Origin of the sequence: Methanoculleus sp. SDB, from assembly GCA_001412355.1 — an archaeon.
Lineage (GTDB): Archaea > Halobacteriota > Methanomicrobia > Methanomicrobiales > Methanomicrobiaceae > LKUD01.
This window is the reverse complement of sequence record LKUD01000065.1, coordinates 1-17529: the sequence shown is the minus strand read 5'-3', so window position 1 is coordinate 17529 and position 17529 is coordinate 1. Positions and strand designations below refer to the sequence as shown.

The 17529-nt window shown below is 51.7% G+C and carries 15 protein-coding genes and 1 tRNA gene; 11 read left to right on the top strand and 5 right to left on the bottom strand.

Annotated features, from left to right (window positions below; all coding sequences use genetic code 11):
• Positions 1–617 precede the first annotated feature (617 nt).
• The 4 genes from APR53_04245 to APR53_04230 all read left to right on the top strand — a co-directional run bounded on the left by APR53_04245 (position 618) and on the right by APR53_04230 (position 7882).
• A complete protein-coding gene (locus APR53_04245; protein KQC03989.1) occupies positions 618–5267 on the top strand; it encodes a hypothetical protein in 4650 nt (1549 codons plus the stop codon).
• Between the two features lie 54 nt (positions 5268–5321).
• Entirely contained in the window at positions 5322–5570 is a 249-nt protein-coding gene (locus APR53_04240; GenBank protein KQC03988.1) for a hypothetical protein, read from the top strand.
• Between the two features lie 287 nt (positions 5571–5857).
• Positions 5858–6571, top strand: coding sequence for a hypothetical protein (locus APR53_04235; GenBank protein KQC03987.1), 714 nt, complete (start codon positions 5858–5860; stop codon positions 6569–6571).
• A 609-nt stretch (positions 6572–7180) separates the two neighbouring features.
• Positions 7181–7882, top strand: a complete 702-nt coding sequence (locus APR53_04230) for a hypothetical protein (protein KQC03986.1) — start codon at positions 7181–7183, stop codon at positions 7880–7882.
• Between the two features lie 117 nt (positions 7883–7999).
• On the opposite strand, the gene APR53_04225 is transcribed toward APR53_04230, so the two are convergent.
• Together APR53_04225 and APR53_04220 are read right to left on the bottom strand one after the other, a co-directional pair.
• Positions 8000–8440 (bottom strand): cytidine deaminase, encoded by a 441-nt coding sequence (locus APR53_04225; GenBank protein ID KQC03985.1) that lies wholly within the window; start codon positions 8438–8440, stop codon positions 8000–8002.
• Positions 8441–8750: 310 nt separating this feature from the next.
• Positions 8751–9998 (bottom strand): hypothetical protein, encoded by a 1248-nt coding sequence (locus APR53_04220; protein KQC03984.1) that lies wholly within the window; start codon positions 9996–9998, stop codon positions 8751–8753.
• 204 nt (positions 9999–10202) lie between these two features.
• Between APR53_04220 and APR53_04215 the strand changes: the two genes are divergently transcribed.
• The 6 genes from APR53_04215 (at position 10203) to APR53_04190 (ending at position 15146) form a co-directional block, all read left to right on the top strand.
• The gene (locus tag APR53_04215) at positions 10203–10586 is read left to right on the top strand and encodes a hypothetical protein (GenBank protein ID KQC03983.1); all 384 of its coding nucleotides are present in this window, start codon (positions 10203–10205) and stop codon (positions 10584–10586) included.
• A gap of 59 nt (positions 10587–10645) precedes the next feature.
• Positions 10646–10966 (top strand): hypothetical protein, encoded by a 321-nt coding sequence (locus APR53_04210; GenBank protein ID KQC03982.1) that lies wholly within the window; start codon positions 10646–10648, stop codon positions 10964–10966.
• Between the two features lie 233 nt (positions 10967–11199).
• Complete coding sequence (locus APR53_04205; protein ID KQC03981.1) at positions 11200–12102, top strand: hypothetical protein; 903 nt, start codon at positions 11200–11202, stop codon at positions 12100–12102.
• 159 nt (positions 12103–12261) lie between these two features.
• The gene (locus APR53_04200; GenBank protein ID KQC03980.1) at positions 12262–13554 is read left to right on the top strand and encodes an erythromycin esterase; all 1293 of its coding nucleotides are present in this window, start codon (positions 12262–12264) and stop codon (positions 13552–13554) included.
• A gap of 362 nt (positions 13555–13916) precedes the next feature.
• Positions 13917–14261, top strand: coding sequence for a hypothetical protein (locus tag APR53_04195; protein ID KQC03979.1), 345 nt, complete (start codon positions 13917–13919; stop codon positions 14259–14261).
• 360 nt (positions 14262–14621) lie between these two features.
• The gene (locus tag APR53_04190) at positions 14622–15146 is read left to right on the top strand and encodes an SOUL heme-binding protein (GenBank protein KQC03978.1); all 525 of its coding nucleotides are present in this window, start codon (positions 14622–14624) and stop codon (positions 15144–15146) included.
• A 119-nt stretch (positions 15147–15265) separates the two neighbouring features.
• Here the strand turns inward: APR53_04190 and APR53_04185 are convergent, their stop codons facing one another.
• Positions 15266–15472: a hypothetical protein gene (locus APR53_04185; GenBank protein KQC03977.1), complete on the bottom strand. Its 207-nt coding sequence runs from the start codon at positions 15470–15472 to the stop codon at positions 15266–15268.
• Positions 15473–15790: 318 nt separating this feature from the next.
• Here APR53_04185 and APR53_04180 point away from each other — a divergent pair, with 318 nt between their 5' ends.
• A complete protein-coding gene (locus APR53_04180; protein KQC03976.1) occupies positions 15791–16429 on the top strand; it encodes an MBL fold metallo-hydrolase in 639 nt (212 codons plus the stop codon).
• Positions 16430–16845: 416 nt separating this feature from the next.
• On the opposite strand, the gene APR53_04175 is transcribed toward APR53_04180, so the two are convergent.
• Together APR53_04175 and APR53_04170 are read right to left on the bottom strand one after the other, a co-directional pair.
• The gene (locus APR53_04175; protein ID KQC03975.1) at positions 16846–17247 is read right to left on the bottom strand and encodes a hypothetical protein; all 402 of its coding nucleotides are present in this window, start codon (positions 17245–17247) and stop codon (positions 16846–16848) included.
• 208 nt (positions 17248–17455) lie between these two features.
• Positions 17456–17529: transfer RNA gene (locus APR53_04170), tRNA-Val, on the bottom strand.

Below are 17529 nucleotides of genomic sequence, written 5' to 3'. Positions count from 1 at the left end.
CCGGCCAACGAACCGGTCGAGTGTTTCGACTACGATAACAATACCGTCATCGGGTTCGGGGATGTGCGGGCCCTCTTCTGGGAGTGGGGGACATAAAGGGAGGCAAGGTGTGCGACGATGGATGACTGTGATATGAAAATCCACCGGAATTCTGAGGAATCGGGGAGATTGACGTAATGCAATGGTAAAAATTTATCGGGGGAGCTGATCGCGGCTGTGCTCCTCCTTATTACAACTCACAGGAGCCGGGAGTCACCCGGTAGTATTTCTGGAGTGGCAGCGGTACCCGGGCTGTAGATGCCTGGTGGGATCAATAATTTTCAATTAATAATCTAAAAATTTTATTTTTATTTTTTTATTTAATCTTTAATTTCAATAGTTGTCAATACTATCAATTGGATAATCCATATTGCTAGCTTGTTTATTAAATCAATGAAATATTTGATCGACTATTCTTTATATAATTATTACCTATTCCCGGTTTGATTAAAAATCGGCAATCGGGTTTGAGGTTAAGTGCATGGGATCATTGAACTCAGGGCAGAAGATGTGTTTTTTTCACATGGGGGCATGAAATAATGAAAAGAATAGTAATTGGAATTTTATTTGTCTGCATAATGATCGGGACGGCATCGGCAGCGTCATCCCTTCAGGTAACGGTGAAAAACGCGGATGGTGCTACACTGCCTTCAACAGGGGGAAGGCTCGATGTTACCCTGTATGACAGCAATTGGAACTATGTAGCCAACAGTTATGTGAATTATTACGGCGGCGAATCGTCAAAATATGTCACATTCACAGGCCTTACCGATGGCAATTACATTTTTGAAGTGTACAACACGCCATCGGTGGGTTTGCGGTATAAAGAATTCTGGGGCGGCAATTCCCTATCCGTCAGCGGTTCGAAATATTTCACCTTCTATCGGCACACGCAGTATTCAACAGGAGCCACCATCAACGGGCAGAATGCATATTCAGGTGCGATCACGGTAACGCCGGGCACAACAGTTCCCATAACCGTGATTGTCAAGAATAAAGAAACCGGATCGCATTATGCAAAGGTCAGGGTGATTTTTGATCGTAATAAGGCTACATCATTTGACTACGATGCAACATCCTCGGCAAAACTTATCTCGGCGGGCGGATCCTCAACCTTCTCGTTCAATTTCCAGCCCTCTCTTGTGGGAACATATTATTTCGCCTATGTTGTACAGGGAGATTACGGTGCATATGTTACAACCGATCAATCAAACTGGGTCAACGGCGTGACGTTAGTTACCACAGGATCGATCTCCGTCTCCTCAAGTCCCACCGGCGCCACCATCTACCTCGACGGTGTCAATAAGGGGACGACCCCCGCAACCCTGACCGGAATCTCGCCGGGAACCCATACCGTCAAACTCACCAAATCCGGATATTATGATTATACGAAAACCGTGACGGTCGTCGCCGGACAGACGACAGCCATGTCGGCGACCCTTTATCCATCTACTGGCTCGATCTCCGTCACTTCGAATCCCACGGGAGCCAGCATTTACTTAGACAGCGTCTACCAGGGAACGACATCCAAAACACTGTCCGGTATTGCGGAGGGAACCCATACCATCAAACTCACCAAATCAGGGTATCAGGATTATACCACTACCGTGACGGTCGTCGCCGGGCAGACAAAAGCCGTGTCGCCGACACTGATTCCGCTTTCCTCACTTCAGGTTACGGTGTATAATGCCGATGGTGCGGCCTTGCCTTCTACGGGCGGTAGAATCGATGTTACTCTATATGACGGCAACCGGAACTACATCACCAACACCTATGTGAATTATTACGGCGGCGAATCATCAAAATCCGTCACATTCACGAACCTTGCCGCCGGCACCTACAATATCGACGTATATAATACCCCATCGGTAGGCCTGAGATATAAAGAATTCTGGGGCGGCAATGCCATCTCCGTCAGCGGAACAAAATATTTCTCCTTCTATCGGCACTCACAGTACGCAACCGGAGTGAGTATCAACGGGCAGAACCCGTCCGGGGGTCCGATCTCCGTCGGTGCAGATACCAATGTTCCGATTACGGTCATTGTCAGGAATAAGGAAACCGTAGCGCACTACGCAAAGGTCAGAATAATTCTTGATCGCGATAAGGCCACATCATTTGATTTCGACATACCCTCAACGGCAAAACTTATTTCGGCAGGTTCAACTTCAACGTTCTCGTTTAATTTCAAAACTTCCGTAGGCGGAACATATTATTTCGCCTATGTCGTAGAGGGAGATTACAGCGGGTATAGCCCGACCGATCAGTCAAACTGGATCGCCGGTGTCAATGTCATTACAACCGGATCGATCTCCGTATCCTCAAGTCCCACGGGCGCCACCATCTACCTCGATGGCGTTAATAAGGGGACGACCCCTGCAACCCTGACGAGTATCTCGCAGGGAACCCATACCGTCAAACTCACCAAATCGGGATACAAGGATTATACTACGACCGTGACGGTTGTCGCCGGGCAGACAAAAACCGTGTCGCCGACACTGATTCCATGGTCATCTCTTCAGGTAACCGTGAAAAACGCTGATGGCAAAGCATTGCCGTCAACAGGAGGAACGCTTGATGTCACCCTCCTGGACAGCAGCAGGAACTATCTGACCCACCAGAATGTGGTATATGCCGGTGGCGAAGCCTCCAAATCCGTCACCTTCACGGAGCGTGATGCCGGCACGTATTTCATCGACGTGTATAATACCCCGTCATCCGGCCTTGGGTATCGAGAATTCTGGGGCGGCGATACTTTCGCCGTCAGCGGAACGACATCTTTCGCCTTCGAGAGGCACTCACAGTATGCAACCGGCGTGACCATTAACGGACAGAACCCGTACGCAGGTACGGTCACGGTAACTCCCGATACGGTCGTTCCGGTGACAGTCACCGTCAGGAACGGGGAAACTGCATCACATTTTGTAAAGGTCAGGGTGATCCTGGATCGCGACAAGGCCAGCCCGTTCGGTACCTATGACTTTGATCCCACCCCTGTGGAGAAACTGATTTCAGCAGGCCAGACTGCAACCTTTTCGTTTGATTTCATACCCTCTGCCGGCGCATTGTATTATTTCACGTATGTGGTGGAAGGAGATTACACCGGGTATAGCCCAACCGATCAGTCCGACTGGATAATCGGCGCTCTTCCGTTCACAGGATCAATCGCCGTCTCCTCAATCCCGCCCGGGGCCAGCATTTATCTGGATGACGAGTATAAGGGAACGACCCCAACAATCCTGACCAACATCCTCCAGGACACTTATGCCATCAGGCTCACCAAATCAGGGTACAAGGATTATATAGGAACGGTGACGGTCGTCGCCGGAGAGACTGCTATCGTGTCGGAGACACTCATTCCCACGACCGGAACCATTTCGGTCGCTTCCGTCCCCACCGGCGCGGACGTGTATCTCGATACCGTCTACAAGGGGATAACACCGATGAAAATGGCCGGGTTGCTGCCGGATGACTATACCGTCACCATCGCCAAATCAGGTTACCATGAATATACGGAAACCGTGACGCTCGGGGCCGGGCAGACCATAACGATCTCGCCGACGCTTTCGGAAGTGGGCACCATCACGGTGAAAGGCCATATTTATTGGACGGATCAAGACGGAATTCCGACCGATGCCCGGAATGTAAAAGTTGAGTTGTTAGACAAAGATATCGGTTTTGATGATTCACTTGGCACCCAGTATACAGATGAATTTGGCTGGTATTCTTTCACTGTTGATAATAATGATGGAATTTTACAGGGCGGCCGTGATGCATATATTAAAGTATATGCCGAATCTCCTCTTGCCTATGTGGAAAATAATTTAGTGCCATATTCGTGGTCAAGCGATAGTTATGAGGATTTGCAGGATGGTTCGATCACCTTCATTCCTTTAGAGATTCCCGCTTCAGATCCTCATGCCCCTGTATTGAAATTAATTCTTGATGCGATAAATGCTGAATTTTTATGGATAAACGAAAATATTGACACACCGTATACCGCGCCGCCGCAGATAAAGGTTGAATATCCTTCCTTCTCACCTACTGGTTTTAGTCCGGTTTTAGTTGAGATAGACCTCAGAGAAGGATTTAGTAGATATACCGTCTGTCACGAATACGGGCATTATGTCATGTATGACATACGTGGCAATACCAAAATTCCAGCAGGTCTTTACCCATTGGAAAGTCATTATGTTGGATTTAAAAGTGATGGTGGCTTCGCATTAAACGAAGGATGGGCTGAGTTCATAGGATGCGCCGTAGACAATGCCCCAAATAATGTGAGATGGAATAGCGAAAATATTGAGTCAAATCAATGGGCTGAAATTGAGGATCCCGGACTATACGATGGTAATGTTACCGAAGGATGCGTAGCAAGCGTCCTCTGGGATATCTTCGATTCGGGCAATGAATATTATGATCATATTGACAATCAATTCAGCAAAATCTGGAAAATTATGACCAAATACAACCCCAACGACATCGACCAGTTTTATGATTACTGGGAGTTGGAGTACGGGGATGGCGAGATTGTTGATTTGTCAGAAATATACTGGAATTATTGGATTGATAAAACAGGAAAATTATTGGTCATAAGTACGCCCCCGGGTGCAGATCTCTATATTGATGGGATGAAAAGAGGTAAAACGGGGATACCAATTGGAAATATATTTTCGGGACACCATATAGTAGACGTAAAACTGGATGGGTATATCACGTATACCGGGGATGTGGATATCAACACGAATGAGGTTACGGAAATAACAGTCTCACTGCTCCCTTCGACAGGTTCCGTCTCGGTCACCTCCGACCCCAGCGGTGCGAGCGTCTCCCTCGACGGTGTTGATCAGGGCGTGACGCCGCTGACCATATCCGGGATTTCCGAGGGGCCACATAGCCTTACCCTCGCCAAGTCAGGGTACCAGGATTACACGGAAAGCGTGACGGTCGTCGCCGGGCAGACCACGTCGATTGCTGTATCCCTCACTGTCGCGGGTGTCACTCCCCTTCCCGGCACAAGCAATCCCCCGCGGGATCTTGATCAGGACGGGCTGTTTGAGGATCTGAATGGCGATGGGGTCTTCAGTTTCGGCGATATACGCATGTTCTTCGAAAACTATGACGTCTGGATCCCGGCCAACGAACCGATTGGGTGTTTTGATTACGATGGTAATGGCGTAATCGGGTTCGGGGATGTACGGGCCCTCTTCCTTGAGTGGGGGGCATAAAGCAGAGCGAGAAAAACGCATCTCTTTTTTCAAAGAAAAGTGAAATATCGGTTGATGCTGATGCATGAGATTTTCTGCCAACCGGAAGTCTCATCCCCGGGATTGACCGATGAAGAGATTCATTTCCACAAGAAACGAAAAGAAAAAAAATTAGAACCGGGGTTTCCGGTGTTTCGGGAGACAATCTCTCAAGTACACAGACTAGCCTTCGGGGGGCTTGAACGGCACGTCGCATTCTTCGCCACAGTCAGCGCAGCCGGTCTTGTGCATCTCGCAATCATTCCGGCCTGTGTCAACCGGTAACGCACGGTCACACGCTGATGCGGCATCCTTCCCCTCTCTGAGGATGTACCTATAAGCATACAAACGCCGGGCAATGTCACCAGTCACCGGGGATTCCTCAGTGATAACCAAAAACGCCCTGTACTCATATATGTCTATTATTATAGCGCTTCTTTTTGAAACGGTTTGTATTCAGATTGCGATCATGAAATGTACGTTATTGCGAATGAATTGTTGTATGTTTTAAGATGAATGAAATTGCCATCATTATATGTGGGGGCGCATGCCCATACTCGGGATTGGAGACTATGAAGAAACTGAGCTTAATAATCCTTGTTCTTCTCGCGGTTGCAGGCATTGTTTCCGGCGTCTCAGCGAATCAGATAACAATCGATTCTGAGGCAGTTGATCCGGATGATACTGTGATTATCACATTCACCCTTGATGAAGCACCGAATGGGCTGTTGGCCTGTATATATACGGTTTCGCTCGATACTCCCGGAATAGTGAATATTACTGCGATCAATTTTCCTGTATGGGCGGAATTAAAACAATCTGATTTCATCAGTCCTGCGCAATCGGTCAGGATAAAATTCGGAGATTTGAGTTTTCCGGTGGACAACGGGCCAGGCGCCTCACATGTGCCGCTCGGTTCTATCACGGTTGTAGGACTTCGCCCTGGTACATCTGCCGTTATCCTGATGATTGAGGAGCCGAACGGTTTAGCCGATGCGGACGATGTACAGTTCAGGCCCACAATTACCACTGGTCAGGTTATCGTCAACGGCCTTACGAATTCGCTTGAAGTAATTTCATCACCTGCTGGCGCTTCGATCCGGCTCGACGGCAGTGATACCGGTGAAGTGACACCGTTTACCTTCACCGCAATACCGGCCGGCGATCATCTGGTACTTGTTCAAAAGGACGGTTATTATGGTGCTGCAAAGGTCGCCACTGTTGTTGCCGACAGCCCGGTGACCGCTGACTTCAGGCTGACCCGCCGACGGGCTCGCCTGCAGTGATCTCGACCCCCTGCCGGTGTCGCGATCTGGCTGAACAGTACCGACAAGGGCGAAGTCACGCCCTATATTTAGCGGTCTTGCTGCGTTTTCGACGCAGAACGTCGTGGTAAAATTTGGAGGATCTGTGGATCCTGCTCCCAGCACTGTGAGTGTATCCTTACCGGATTCGGGGGTGTACGGCCCCTCTTTTGGGAGGGGGTGACGTAGAGGCAGGGTGATAAATATGCGTATTTCTTTTAAAAGAACTGCGAAATAATGGATTTCCCAACACAATCCTTTTCCAACGACAAATTTTATAATTATTAATTCTAGTCAAGGCCATCTATTACGGCACCATTGTGTTCAGGCATTACGTCATGACGGTGATCATCCCAGGTGGTCCGAACCCGACCATGCCTCCCGTACAGAATACCCCGTTAACACGTCGCATTTAAATTCAAGAACGAAGCATCCTGATATGAAACAGTATTCATAATCGCACAATCACGGATCAACCGGTCGGAAACACTGCATCAGGCAGATTAAGAGCTCAATTCCTTTCAGTTTCTCTCTCTTTCGCTGCATTTCTATCGTTTCATAATGATAATGGTGTCGTTAGGAGGTACTACTATGGCCCCCAATGAAAGATGGATAAAAAACCGGGATACATTTGCTTTGGGAATAATCGGAGCCGTCGCAATCCTCGTCATTCTGGCGATGCCGGGGATAACGTTTTCGAAGAACAACCCCGGAATGTTTTATTTCGACGACGATACGACAGGAGGATGGGCGCTGGATCAGCTCTATAATGTTGACATTCCGGGAATGAAGATCATAAATCCGGGACCTCAGCAACCAAACTACCATGAACCGTTCGCGCTGCAAAAATTCAACAATATTGGCCTCACAGCGTCGACGATTTCGTACCATATAGCAAATGAAAGCATAACGAAGACCGAGATGTACTTCGTTTCTCCGAATCTCACCCAAAACACGTTCTGGCAGCAAATACGGGGCTACGAGCTGGACGTGTGGAGGAATTTTGTCGCTATGAAGGGAAGTACCGGGTATGCCATTCAGCTTCAGTTGAAATACGCGGAAGACAGCGATTGGATCAGTGAGAACGACAGTCTGGATCAAAGTATTTTGCACCCCATCGACCTGAAAAAAGGGTATCACATAACCTGGAAGCAGCTCGATCCGAATACTCCGAAAGCGGTCGAAAGAATCAGGATTCGCTGTGTGATGCCCGGTTACTACTTCACGATGAACGATTTCCTAGAAATTGATTCCGGAGAATGGCGAATAGGAAAAATATGCCCGATTAAATAGCATCCCTCACGCAAGAACCGGTAGCTCCTTCCCGTGGGCGACAGCTGACGGGCCGGTCTGGCTACCTGAAATGACGGGGAAGGATACAGCCCTCTCCTGACAAAAGGAGCGATTTATCTACCCTTTCCCGATATCCTCATCCCACAATGCCGGATTGGCGGCGATAAAATCGCGCATCATTCGTAGGCACTCTTCGTCGTGCAAGATAACCAGTTCCACGCCCCGTGACCGGAGATACTCCTCCGGCCCTTTAAAGGTCCGGTTTTCACCGATCACGACTTTTGGTATTTTGTAGAGCAGGACCGCTCCGCTGCACATGTCGCACGGGGAGAGCGTCGAATACAGCACCGCCCGGCGGTACTCTGCGGGTGAAAGCCGGCCCGCATTTTCAAGGCAGTCCATTTCCGCATGCAAAACAGCGCTGCCCTGCTGCACCCTGCGATTGTGCCCGCGGCCGACGATGCTGCCGTCGATCACCAGCACCGATCCGATGGGGATGCCGCCTTCCCGGAGTCCCTGTCTGGCTTCTTCAATAGCCGCCTGCATGAATTCATCCATGAAACCACATCCTGATAAGGAATTGACTGCTAAGCCATGAACCTTTCCAATCGCCAGCACAAAAAAACCGGGTTGCCCGTCGGGATTTTTCAGTCGGCGAAGGCAAAACGGATCGTGAACCATATCGTGCCCATCGACCGGATGCAAAAAAGGGTGCCGCTTGTTCGTGAAGCCTCCACAGTGTGTTGTCCGAAACAGGGCTGTTAATATGCCCGGAATCGAGAAGAGCGAAATATTTTCGGCATAATCCTTTTGCCGTGTTTTTTACCCAAAAACGTCGGGGGGGAAAACGCTCCCCGCCACCGCCCTTTCACGCCGCCACCGGGAGCACATAGGCCGCTCCTGCTGTATTATCTCCCGTTAACGAATCAGCGAAGTGCGCCCCGGTCACCATGCGGTTGCCGAAGGCCGCGAGCGAATACCCGAACTCGTCGCCAGCCATGCCGTCGGATGCACTGACCGTACCGATCTCCTCCCATTGGTTACCCGCCCGGCGGAAGAAGTAGATGATGCCCTGGTCCGTATTGCCGTCGACATCGGCCCTTCGTGCACCGACTGCCAGGACGTCGCCGGCAAAGGCGAGCGACTGGCCGAACTCGTCGCCTTTGGTCGCGTCATTTGCGGTAATTTTTGCAATCAGTGTAACGGTGTCGCCCTTCACGGAATAGAGAGAGGCGGCACCCGCGTTCGATGCACCGGGAAGATCCGCCCGCCGGGCCCCCACCGCAATTGTATCGCCTGCCATCGCGACCGAGAACCCGAACTGGTCGTCGTTCTTCCCGTCATCCGGCGTCATCTTTGCAATCTCCTCCCAGCCATCACCGGTCTGACGGAAGACATAGAGGGCGCCGGCAGCGTTCGGATCGGCGTTACGGGCCCCTATCGCCATGATGCCCCCCTGCAGGGCTACGGACTGGCCGAAGTACGCCCCGGGGACCGGGTCGCTTGCCGTAAGCGTTGCCGTATAGGCCCAGCTGCCTCCTTTATACGTATAAAGGTATGCCGCTCCTTCTTCGGCTGTGTTTTTCCGGGCCGTCACTACCATCAGGTTTCCGGAAACGGCGATAGCACGGCCGAAATTATCCTCATCCTCCGGCATGGGAGAGGAAATTTTCTGCTCGAACTGCCATGTTCCCTGGTACTTCCTGAAAACGTACACCGCACCAGCCTTTGTATAGTCACCGACCTGGGCAAAACGGGCTCCGATGAAGAGCGTGCTACCTTTGATCACGACACATCGTCCGAATTCGGCTTCTATCACCGCATCCGGGGCGACCAGTTTCGCATCCGGGACATACTGCATCCCCTGGCGCTTATAGACATACACCGCCCCGTCGGCGCCGTCTCCGCCGGCACCCACTGCCACGAGATCGCCGTCGATCGCCACCGATCGGCCGTACTGTGCATCGGCGGCTGCGTCATAGGCGGTCAGCTTCACCTCCGCAAACGGGCCCTGCGCCCCGGCGGCAGCGGTGATTGGTTTGTCTGCGCTCACGATTCCAACGCCCGCTGCGAGAACCACAACAAGCACCATCACTGTCAGTATCTGCCTCATCATACTTTCCTCCCTCTGGGATGAAGGGGAGGTATATCATATCCGATAATAAAATTTGTTGCTTTTTCTGTGATGGTAAGTACTTTTCTACCGGCTGCGCCGTCCGCAGAAAAATCAAGGCAACATGAGGTGTTACCGGATTTTACCGGCCGGGATGCCGGTATCCGACGCCAAAGCATAACATGGCACAGAGCGAAGCATCCCGGTATGAAGGAGTGGATCACGGACACCGCGGGCCTCGGCACCCTTTTCTGGCTGGTCGGCTACCTGGTATCGATAGTCCTGTTCTTCTCCCCGTTTGCATACGCGATGGGCTGGATCATCACGGCAGTCTTCACCCCGGTGACCATCGCCGTAACGTGGTGGTGGTTCCGCAGCCGGCCCCTCCCCCTCACGTACTACGCGATTCTCGGGGTATCATGGACGGCAATCGCGGTCGTGCTCGACTACCTCTTCATCGTCGTGCTGTTCGAGGCTTCCTATTACGGCGCCGATGTGTTCGTGTACTACGCCCTGACGTTCGCGATACCGGTGTGTGTCGGCCTGTACCTGCTGCGAACAGATGGCCGGTCGGCGGAAAACAGGGGATAGGTCGGGAGGACCGGATTTCTCAGCGCAACGAAATGTAAAAGAGAGGTTTAGGTGGCTGTATGGAGATCGATCAATCCGGTGCGAACCTGAAAAAAGTGAAGCTCTTCGAAGAGCGGGGGCCGACCTCGCGGTTCGTCTATGCCGAGATCCTGGACACAGGCGACCTGGTTATCTCGGCGCAGGACGTCGGCGAGGCCCCGCGAACGATGTACGGTGACGACGACTATGAATGGTGGGTCTATGTCAGGGCGAAAGACAAGGATTGGGTGCTGCTCGGCCTTATCGAGGCGGTTTTCGGCGGCCGGTTCCACGCTTCGGATGAGTTCCGGGAATGGCTGAAGGCGACAGGAATTCCCTATGAATTCGACTGCTACTGGTAACTATCGAAAAAATCGTCGATCCCAGAGAGAAAAGCCGCACCCTCTTCACCACCGGATCCTGCCGGTATTGAACAGATGCTGGCGGGTGAAATTACCGTTCCTGCCTTCATATCGACGATGGTTGCGGCGATCCGTCACGATGCCGCTCGGCGGTTCGTTAAGAACTATGGGATTGCAACAATTTTTTATTTTTATTTTTTTTCTGCAATAAAATTAAATACAAATCGAGGGATATGAAATGCGGTGAGAGGGTGAGTGAGGAAAATAAATATGCATTGTGGGATATCGTTACGCTATTCTTTGTTGTAACGATAGGACTCCTCGTTTTCTATCTGTTTCTGTATGCCGAATTTAAAAGGGCTGAAATCATCCTGTCGGTTCTGCTTGTCATCAGTGTCATCGCCCTTACGGTATCACTCACCTTTACAGCATTCATTTTCAAACATCTCGGCCTTTCCGATCGCAAACAGTCTCTTGGTCTTCCCGAGGGCAGCGTACGGGCTGTCATCGCGTTGAGCCTTATCCTCATTTTCATGATAAGTTCCCTGCTTCTGTTTGAGGAAGTCAGAGTTCTACCGACCAGTCAATATCGATCTATTACCCAAGAGCTGCTTAATGACATCCCGAAAGAACAGATTGCCTATATCCAACAAGTAAGTGTTCTTATCAACGGGACGAATGAAACACGCTATAATGTGGGGCGGATCATGGAAAATTCAAAGGCGAGTGAAGATCTGGCAAAACAGATCATCACCACCGTAAGCACGCTGGTCGTCGCTGTTTCCAGCTTCTACTTTGCAAGCAAGACGGTTGCGGCTGCCGCCGGCACGCCCGCGGTTTCCGTCCCGGTCCTCCGCAGTACCAGTCCTGCCGAGGGGAAGCGAAAAGAAGAGATCAAATTCAGGGTTTGTGGAAAGAATCTCGAACTCGCAAAGAATGTCAAACTCATCCGCGATTCGCTGGAAATCGCGTGCACGGGCGTCACGTCAAGTTCAACGAAGATCAAATGCACCTTAAAAATTCCCGAACAAAAGGAATATCCGGAAGGCAAATGGACGGTTGTCGTCATAAATTCCGATAAGGGGGAAGACCGGCTTGAAGGCGCCTTCACAATCCTGCCTGCGGCCGGCGCCTGACGGTTTCTTTCCTTTTTTCTTCTGGATTCTGCCCCCCCCGCCGGAGCCGGGGGCCATCGCACTGATAGCTATTATGCTTCATGAGAGAGAGGATAGTGATATCCAGCCTGTATAATCCATGATTGGGGTGACCCGCATCACGAAGGTGACTCTGTATCCATGACGCATGCAACGCTCGATGACTGGATCCGGGACAGGGCCATCCCGTTCTCCACCGGCCCGCCCGCTACGTTCGACGCGGCTGTCGACAGGCTCATCGTGTCCCTCGGCGATGCGATTGAGCTGCTCGGCTTCGGGGAAGCGCTTCACGGCGGCGAGGAGATCCTCCAACACAGGAACCGGCTCTTTGAGCGCCTCGTGGAAAAGCACGGCTACAGCGCGATTGCCGTCGAGAGCAGTTTTCCGAAAGGCCGCCTCGTCGACGAGTATATTGCCGGCCGGGGCCCGGCATCGTACGAAGAGGTGCAGGAGGCCGGCTTCAGCCACGGCTTCGGGCGGCTCGAGGCCAACCGCGAACTCGTGGAGTGGATGCGGACCTACAATGCGGATCCGTCCCATCGCGTGAGGCTCCGGTTCTACGGCTTCGACAGCCCGACAGAAATGACCGGCAGCGACAGCCCGCGCCGGTTACTGGATTTCGTGCTCGCGTATCTCGCCTCGGCGGACCCTGACGCAGGCACGGAGTTTCGCGGACGCATCGAGCCGCTGATCGGCCCGGACGCCAGGTGGGAGAATCCCGCTGCGATGATGGATCCGGCACAGTCGGTGGGCCTCTCCCCGGAGGCGACTGCGCTGCGGATCGCGACGGAAGATTTGATGACGGAACTGCAGGTGCGCCGGCCCGCGCTGGCGGCGACAAGCGGCGGTGATCGCTACCGGGAGGCCATGCAGCATGCAGTGGTCGCATGGCAGCTGCTGAACTACCATGCCGCGGTGGCAACGCCGGGTTCGACCGAGCGGATTGTCCGGCTGCTCGGCATGCGCGACGCGATGATGGCGGATAACCTGGCCTATATGATCTCCGCCGAGCAAGGCAGGGGGAAGGTGCTGGCCTTCGCGCACAACAGCCACCTGCGGCGGGGAAAGGCACAGTGGCAGCTGGGCCCCCACGCGCTCGCGTGGTGGACGGCGGGGGCGCACCTCAACGAGATGTTCGGCCCGCGCTATGCCGTCATCGGCTCGGCGGTGGGCGTGTCGGATGAAAACGGCATCGGAAGGCCCGAATCCGGCACGTTCGAGGCCCGGCTGGCTGCCGTGCCGGGAACGGGGCTGTTCATCCCGGTTCACGGCGGCGGGGAACTTGCAGCGGAGATCGCCTCGCTTCCGGCCCGTTCGGCCAGCACGAAGAACTCGACCTACTTCCCGCTCACTCCTCACAACGTCACCGACTTCGACTGGCTGGCGTTTCTGGAGGCAACGGGGTACAGCCGCGGCGGGCCGCCGCTGCAGTAGCAGGACGCAGGCACCCTATAAGGGTCGCTTTTTCAGCATGCATTCCTCCGCCATATCACCTTTCCAGCAGGCAACGATTATCGGTAAACAGTTCCCTTGATTTTCCTTTGGAACCAAAATGCCCGGTATCTTCGGAGCGGACGACTCGGGCATGAGGGAATGCTGCTATCCATCTGGCAGGCTCTTTTTTCCCGAAGGTGATGTCCCACATAGCCATGCGATCAGCACAGGCTTGTCCTCCGTCGCTCTACTAACCCGTGACAGTGAGGAGCCGGGTTTTCATGATTCCGCCCTCAACCTCTGTCGCGTAATTATGCACGACTTTATCAGTAATCGGTGATCATGAATGCAATTAGCGGATAATGCGGAGCAGGCAGGTTACCTTCAATGGACGAACTGGCATATATTGTACAAATTTCCCTGTCCGGGTTCCATTGATAGTACCATCAAACACCGATTATGAACGTGTTAACAAAATTATTTTAGATATTCTGATTAAGAATCCGAAAATATTGCCTGATGTTTCAAAAACGGAGGAATTGAAAATATTCAACATTTTTAAATTCAAGCCCGTCTCCGAAATGGATGTAACAACGTTTAAACCTCGTATTTTGTTCTCGGAGATGGAGTCCGGAAAAATAACGCCGAACATCAACTTCTGGATTAGTGATATCTCTGAAAAGATGAGATTATATCAGAAATATTAACAAAATTTGAAGAAAAATTTGATCTGGACGGGATAGGCATATAAACACATTCTATGTCTCGGCCTCCCGGCCCCACATTGCTGTTCCTGCGGAGACTTCGCGATATGCAGAACAGACATTTTTTGGGTTTTGGAGAATTCTTCAGCAATGCCGACAAGGTCTTTTTTCAATCCTGCCCTGAAGTCAGAGAAAAGCAGCGTGGTAGCTCCAGGGAAATGCTCCCCGAAGCACCGGTTATTGCTGCCGGCAGCAAAACGTCTCCGCGATTACAATCCGGGCCAAAATATAAATCCCTGTCCTGACATTCGGATCATAACGAGGCAGGGATTTTCCTGCCGCGTTATAGCAGGAGCTGGAACGATGACAGAAACGGTAGCATACGAGGAAGTTGGTCGAATCGGAGATGTCGAGCTCCGGAGATATCCGAAACTCCTGCTCGCGACCGTCACGGGATACGGCGACGGGGGCTTTTCACTCTTGTTCAACTACATATCCGGGGCCAATCGCCCGCGGGAAAAGATCCCGATGACTGCTCCCGTCATCACCTCCGAAAAGATCCCGATGACGACTCCCGTGGTATCCGAAGGCGGCAGCATCTCGTTCGTGCTGCCCGAAAGGTACCTGGAACAGGCGCCGCCGGAGCCGGAAGACCGGCAGATCAAACTTCAGGAGGTCCCCGCCCGGGATGTCGCCGTGATCCGCTTTCGTGGCTATGCCGATGACGCGACGGTGAAGCAGATGCAGGCGCAGCTTCTCTCTATCCTGCAGGCGAACGGTATCCGAAGCCTCGGAGAACCCTTCCTGATGCGCTACAACGCACCCATCACGCCTGGTTTCATGCGCAGGAACGAGGTTGGGATAGCGATCGAGAGGAGGGACGGATAAGGTACTGGCGAGTGCCGCTCAACTCTTCGCACCACAGATGCTACAGCAATCCAAAAAAATGTAATTCAGCACCGTGTCCTTTTTCCACGTATTGCCGGCACAACCTTTTTCATCAATTGTCATATTTTTTTAAGTACGAAATGCATGATGGCCATCATCGCACTCATCATAGCGCTCGTTACTGCTGCAGCCTGTATAACACCATTCTCGAGCAGTTCTTCATCGGGCGGTGTGCCGACCGCATTACAGGAGACTCCGTCAATTTCTCCGGCTATACCAGGGATACATAACCTAAGTGTCACTCCAATTGTCTCCACGGGCCACATTGAAGTGCTCGTTCAGGGCGGCTCGGATACGAACCTCACCATGCTCACCATTGATATCATCTCCCCATCAGGAACGAAGTCGACCCTGACGGTGAATATGCCACCAGGGGAGTCAAAATTAACGTCTGCAGCCTCAGGGATACAGCATATCGTGGTTACCGGGCAGTTTTCGGATGGAGCTCAACAGTCAGTGTATGATCACTACGTGGATGTTCCTCAGTAACCCCGGCATTGCTGATAGCCCTCGGGAAAAGAGGGATCGACCTCACGTTTTTAGGAGAGAGACGGTTAACAATTTTGAGGAGTGAGCGGTAGACCATGAAAATTACTATCATCTATGACAATACGGCTTTTCGGAAAGATCTTCAGGCAGACTGGGGTTTTTCCGCGTTGGTGGAAGTAGAAAATGGTCCCAGGATATTGTTCGATACCGGTGGAAATGGGAAAATTTTGCTCGGTAATATGGAAAAACTGGGAATTGATCCGTCGTCGATCGATGAAGTGTTCATTTCGCATTCCCATTTTGACCATATAGGAGGCCTTTCTGATTTCTTGAACGAAAATGACAGGGCAAAAATATATATTCCGCCGTCCTTTCGTGGATTGAGAGGACGAGATGTCATTACCATACCGCACCCGGCCAAAATTCATGAAAATATCTTTTCTACCGGTGAATTAGAGGAAATTGAGCAAAGCATGGGGGTTATTACCGCGAAGGGAATTGTCATGATTGTCGGCTGTGCTCACCCCCATATGGGTACCATTCTCGATACTGCGAGGCAATTCGGGAAAATCCATGGAATCGTCGGAGGGCTCCACGGGTTTCGTGACTTGGCATTATTCCGGGATCTGGAATTGCTGTGTCCCGTTCATTGCACCCGGCACAAAGCCGAACTGAAAAGACGGTATCCTAAAAAATATATTGAGGGCGGAGCCGGAAAGGTCATTGAGATGTAGATGAACCCCCGATAAGAATCCGCTCCAGCGCTGCTCCGCTGCACTCTGCGGTTCTCCGGGTCGGAGCAGACCTCGCCGAACTGAAAAATCTATTAAAAAATAGGTGTGGGCTCGCTGAGATTCAGACTCGGGACCTCCGCCGTGGGAAGACGAATTACGCTCCAGTTTTAATTATAGAGCCTCACTATTCCATAGCTACCAGGGCGCTTCCGATGGAAAAGTCCGTGTCATCCAAGCCTTCGGAGCCATAGCATCAGGCGGCTCTCAACGATGTATGGGAAAAGCACAAGGAGTTCTCGAAGTACACACGTCTCGTCTCTCCCCGCATACCTTTTCGCAGCATTTCAGTGCAGGGAAAGGATGCAGTCTACCGTCATCCCTCACTATTACTCGTATATCCTCTCGCAACCGCCATGTTACGCTTTGATCTGTTCCCGGATTAGCGCAACCGCCGTATCGGCTTCCGTTTTCTGCATGAATCCGAACTGCTTTTTTGCAGCCTTAACGGTCAGGATTACGTCACCCGTGATCAGCCCTTTCTTCGCTTCTGCACCCGTTATATCGGCATAGACCCAAAAGTCCGTATTCTCCTCTGTCGGGGGCTCACCGGCGGAGAAGATCGCCCGCTCGTTGGTCACGATCAGGAAATGCTTCCCGGTTCCGCAGTGGGCATGACCGTCTCCCTCGATCACCGCTCCTCCGAATACTCCCTTTACTTCCTCGCCGGATTGTGCAAGGAGCTTGAAACGACGGGTACATTCTTCCAGGTCGACCTTCGCTCCCACGAAAGTTCCCCGGGGATTCTTGGTGCTGTCCATACACGGTTGTGATCGACAACCATAAATAAAATTATTTCGTGAGAACTCCCTTCACCCGAATTATTCCTAGAATCAACAGATTTGTGTTCGGAGTGAATACAACGAAAATGATATGATATGGGATGGGTGGCAGCATTCGTACATATCTGCGGTTCTCGGGAGTCGAAGCAGACCTCACCGAACTAAAAAATCTCTTAAAAAATAGGTATGGGCTCGCTGAGATTCGAACTCAGGACCTCCGCCGTGTGAAGGCGACGTCATAACCAGCTAGACCACGAGCCC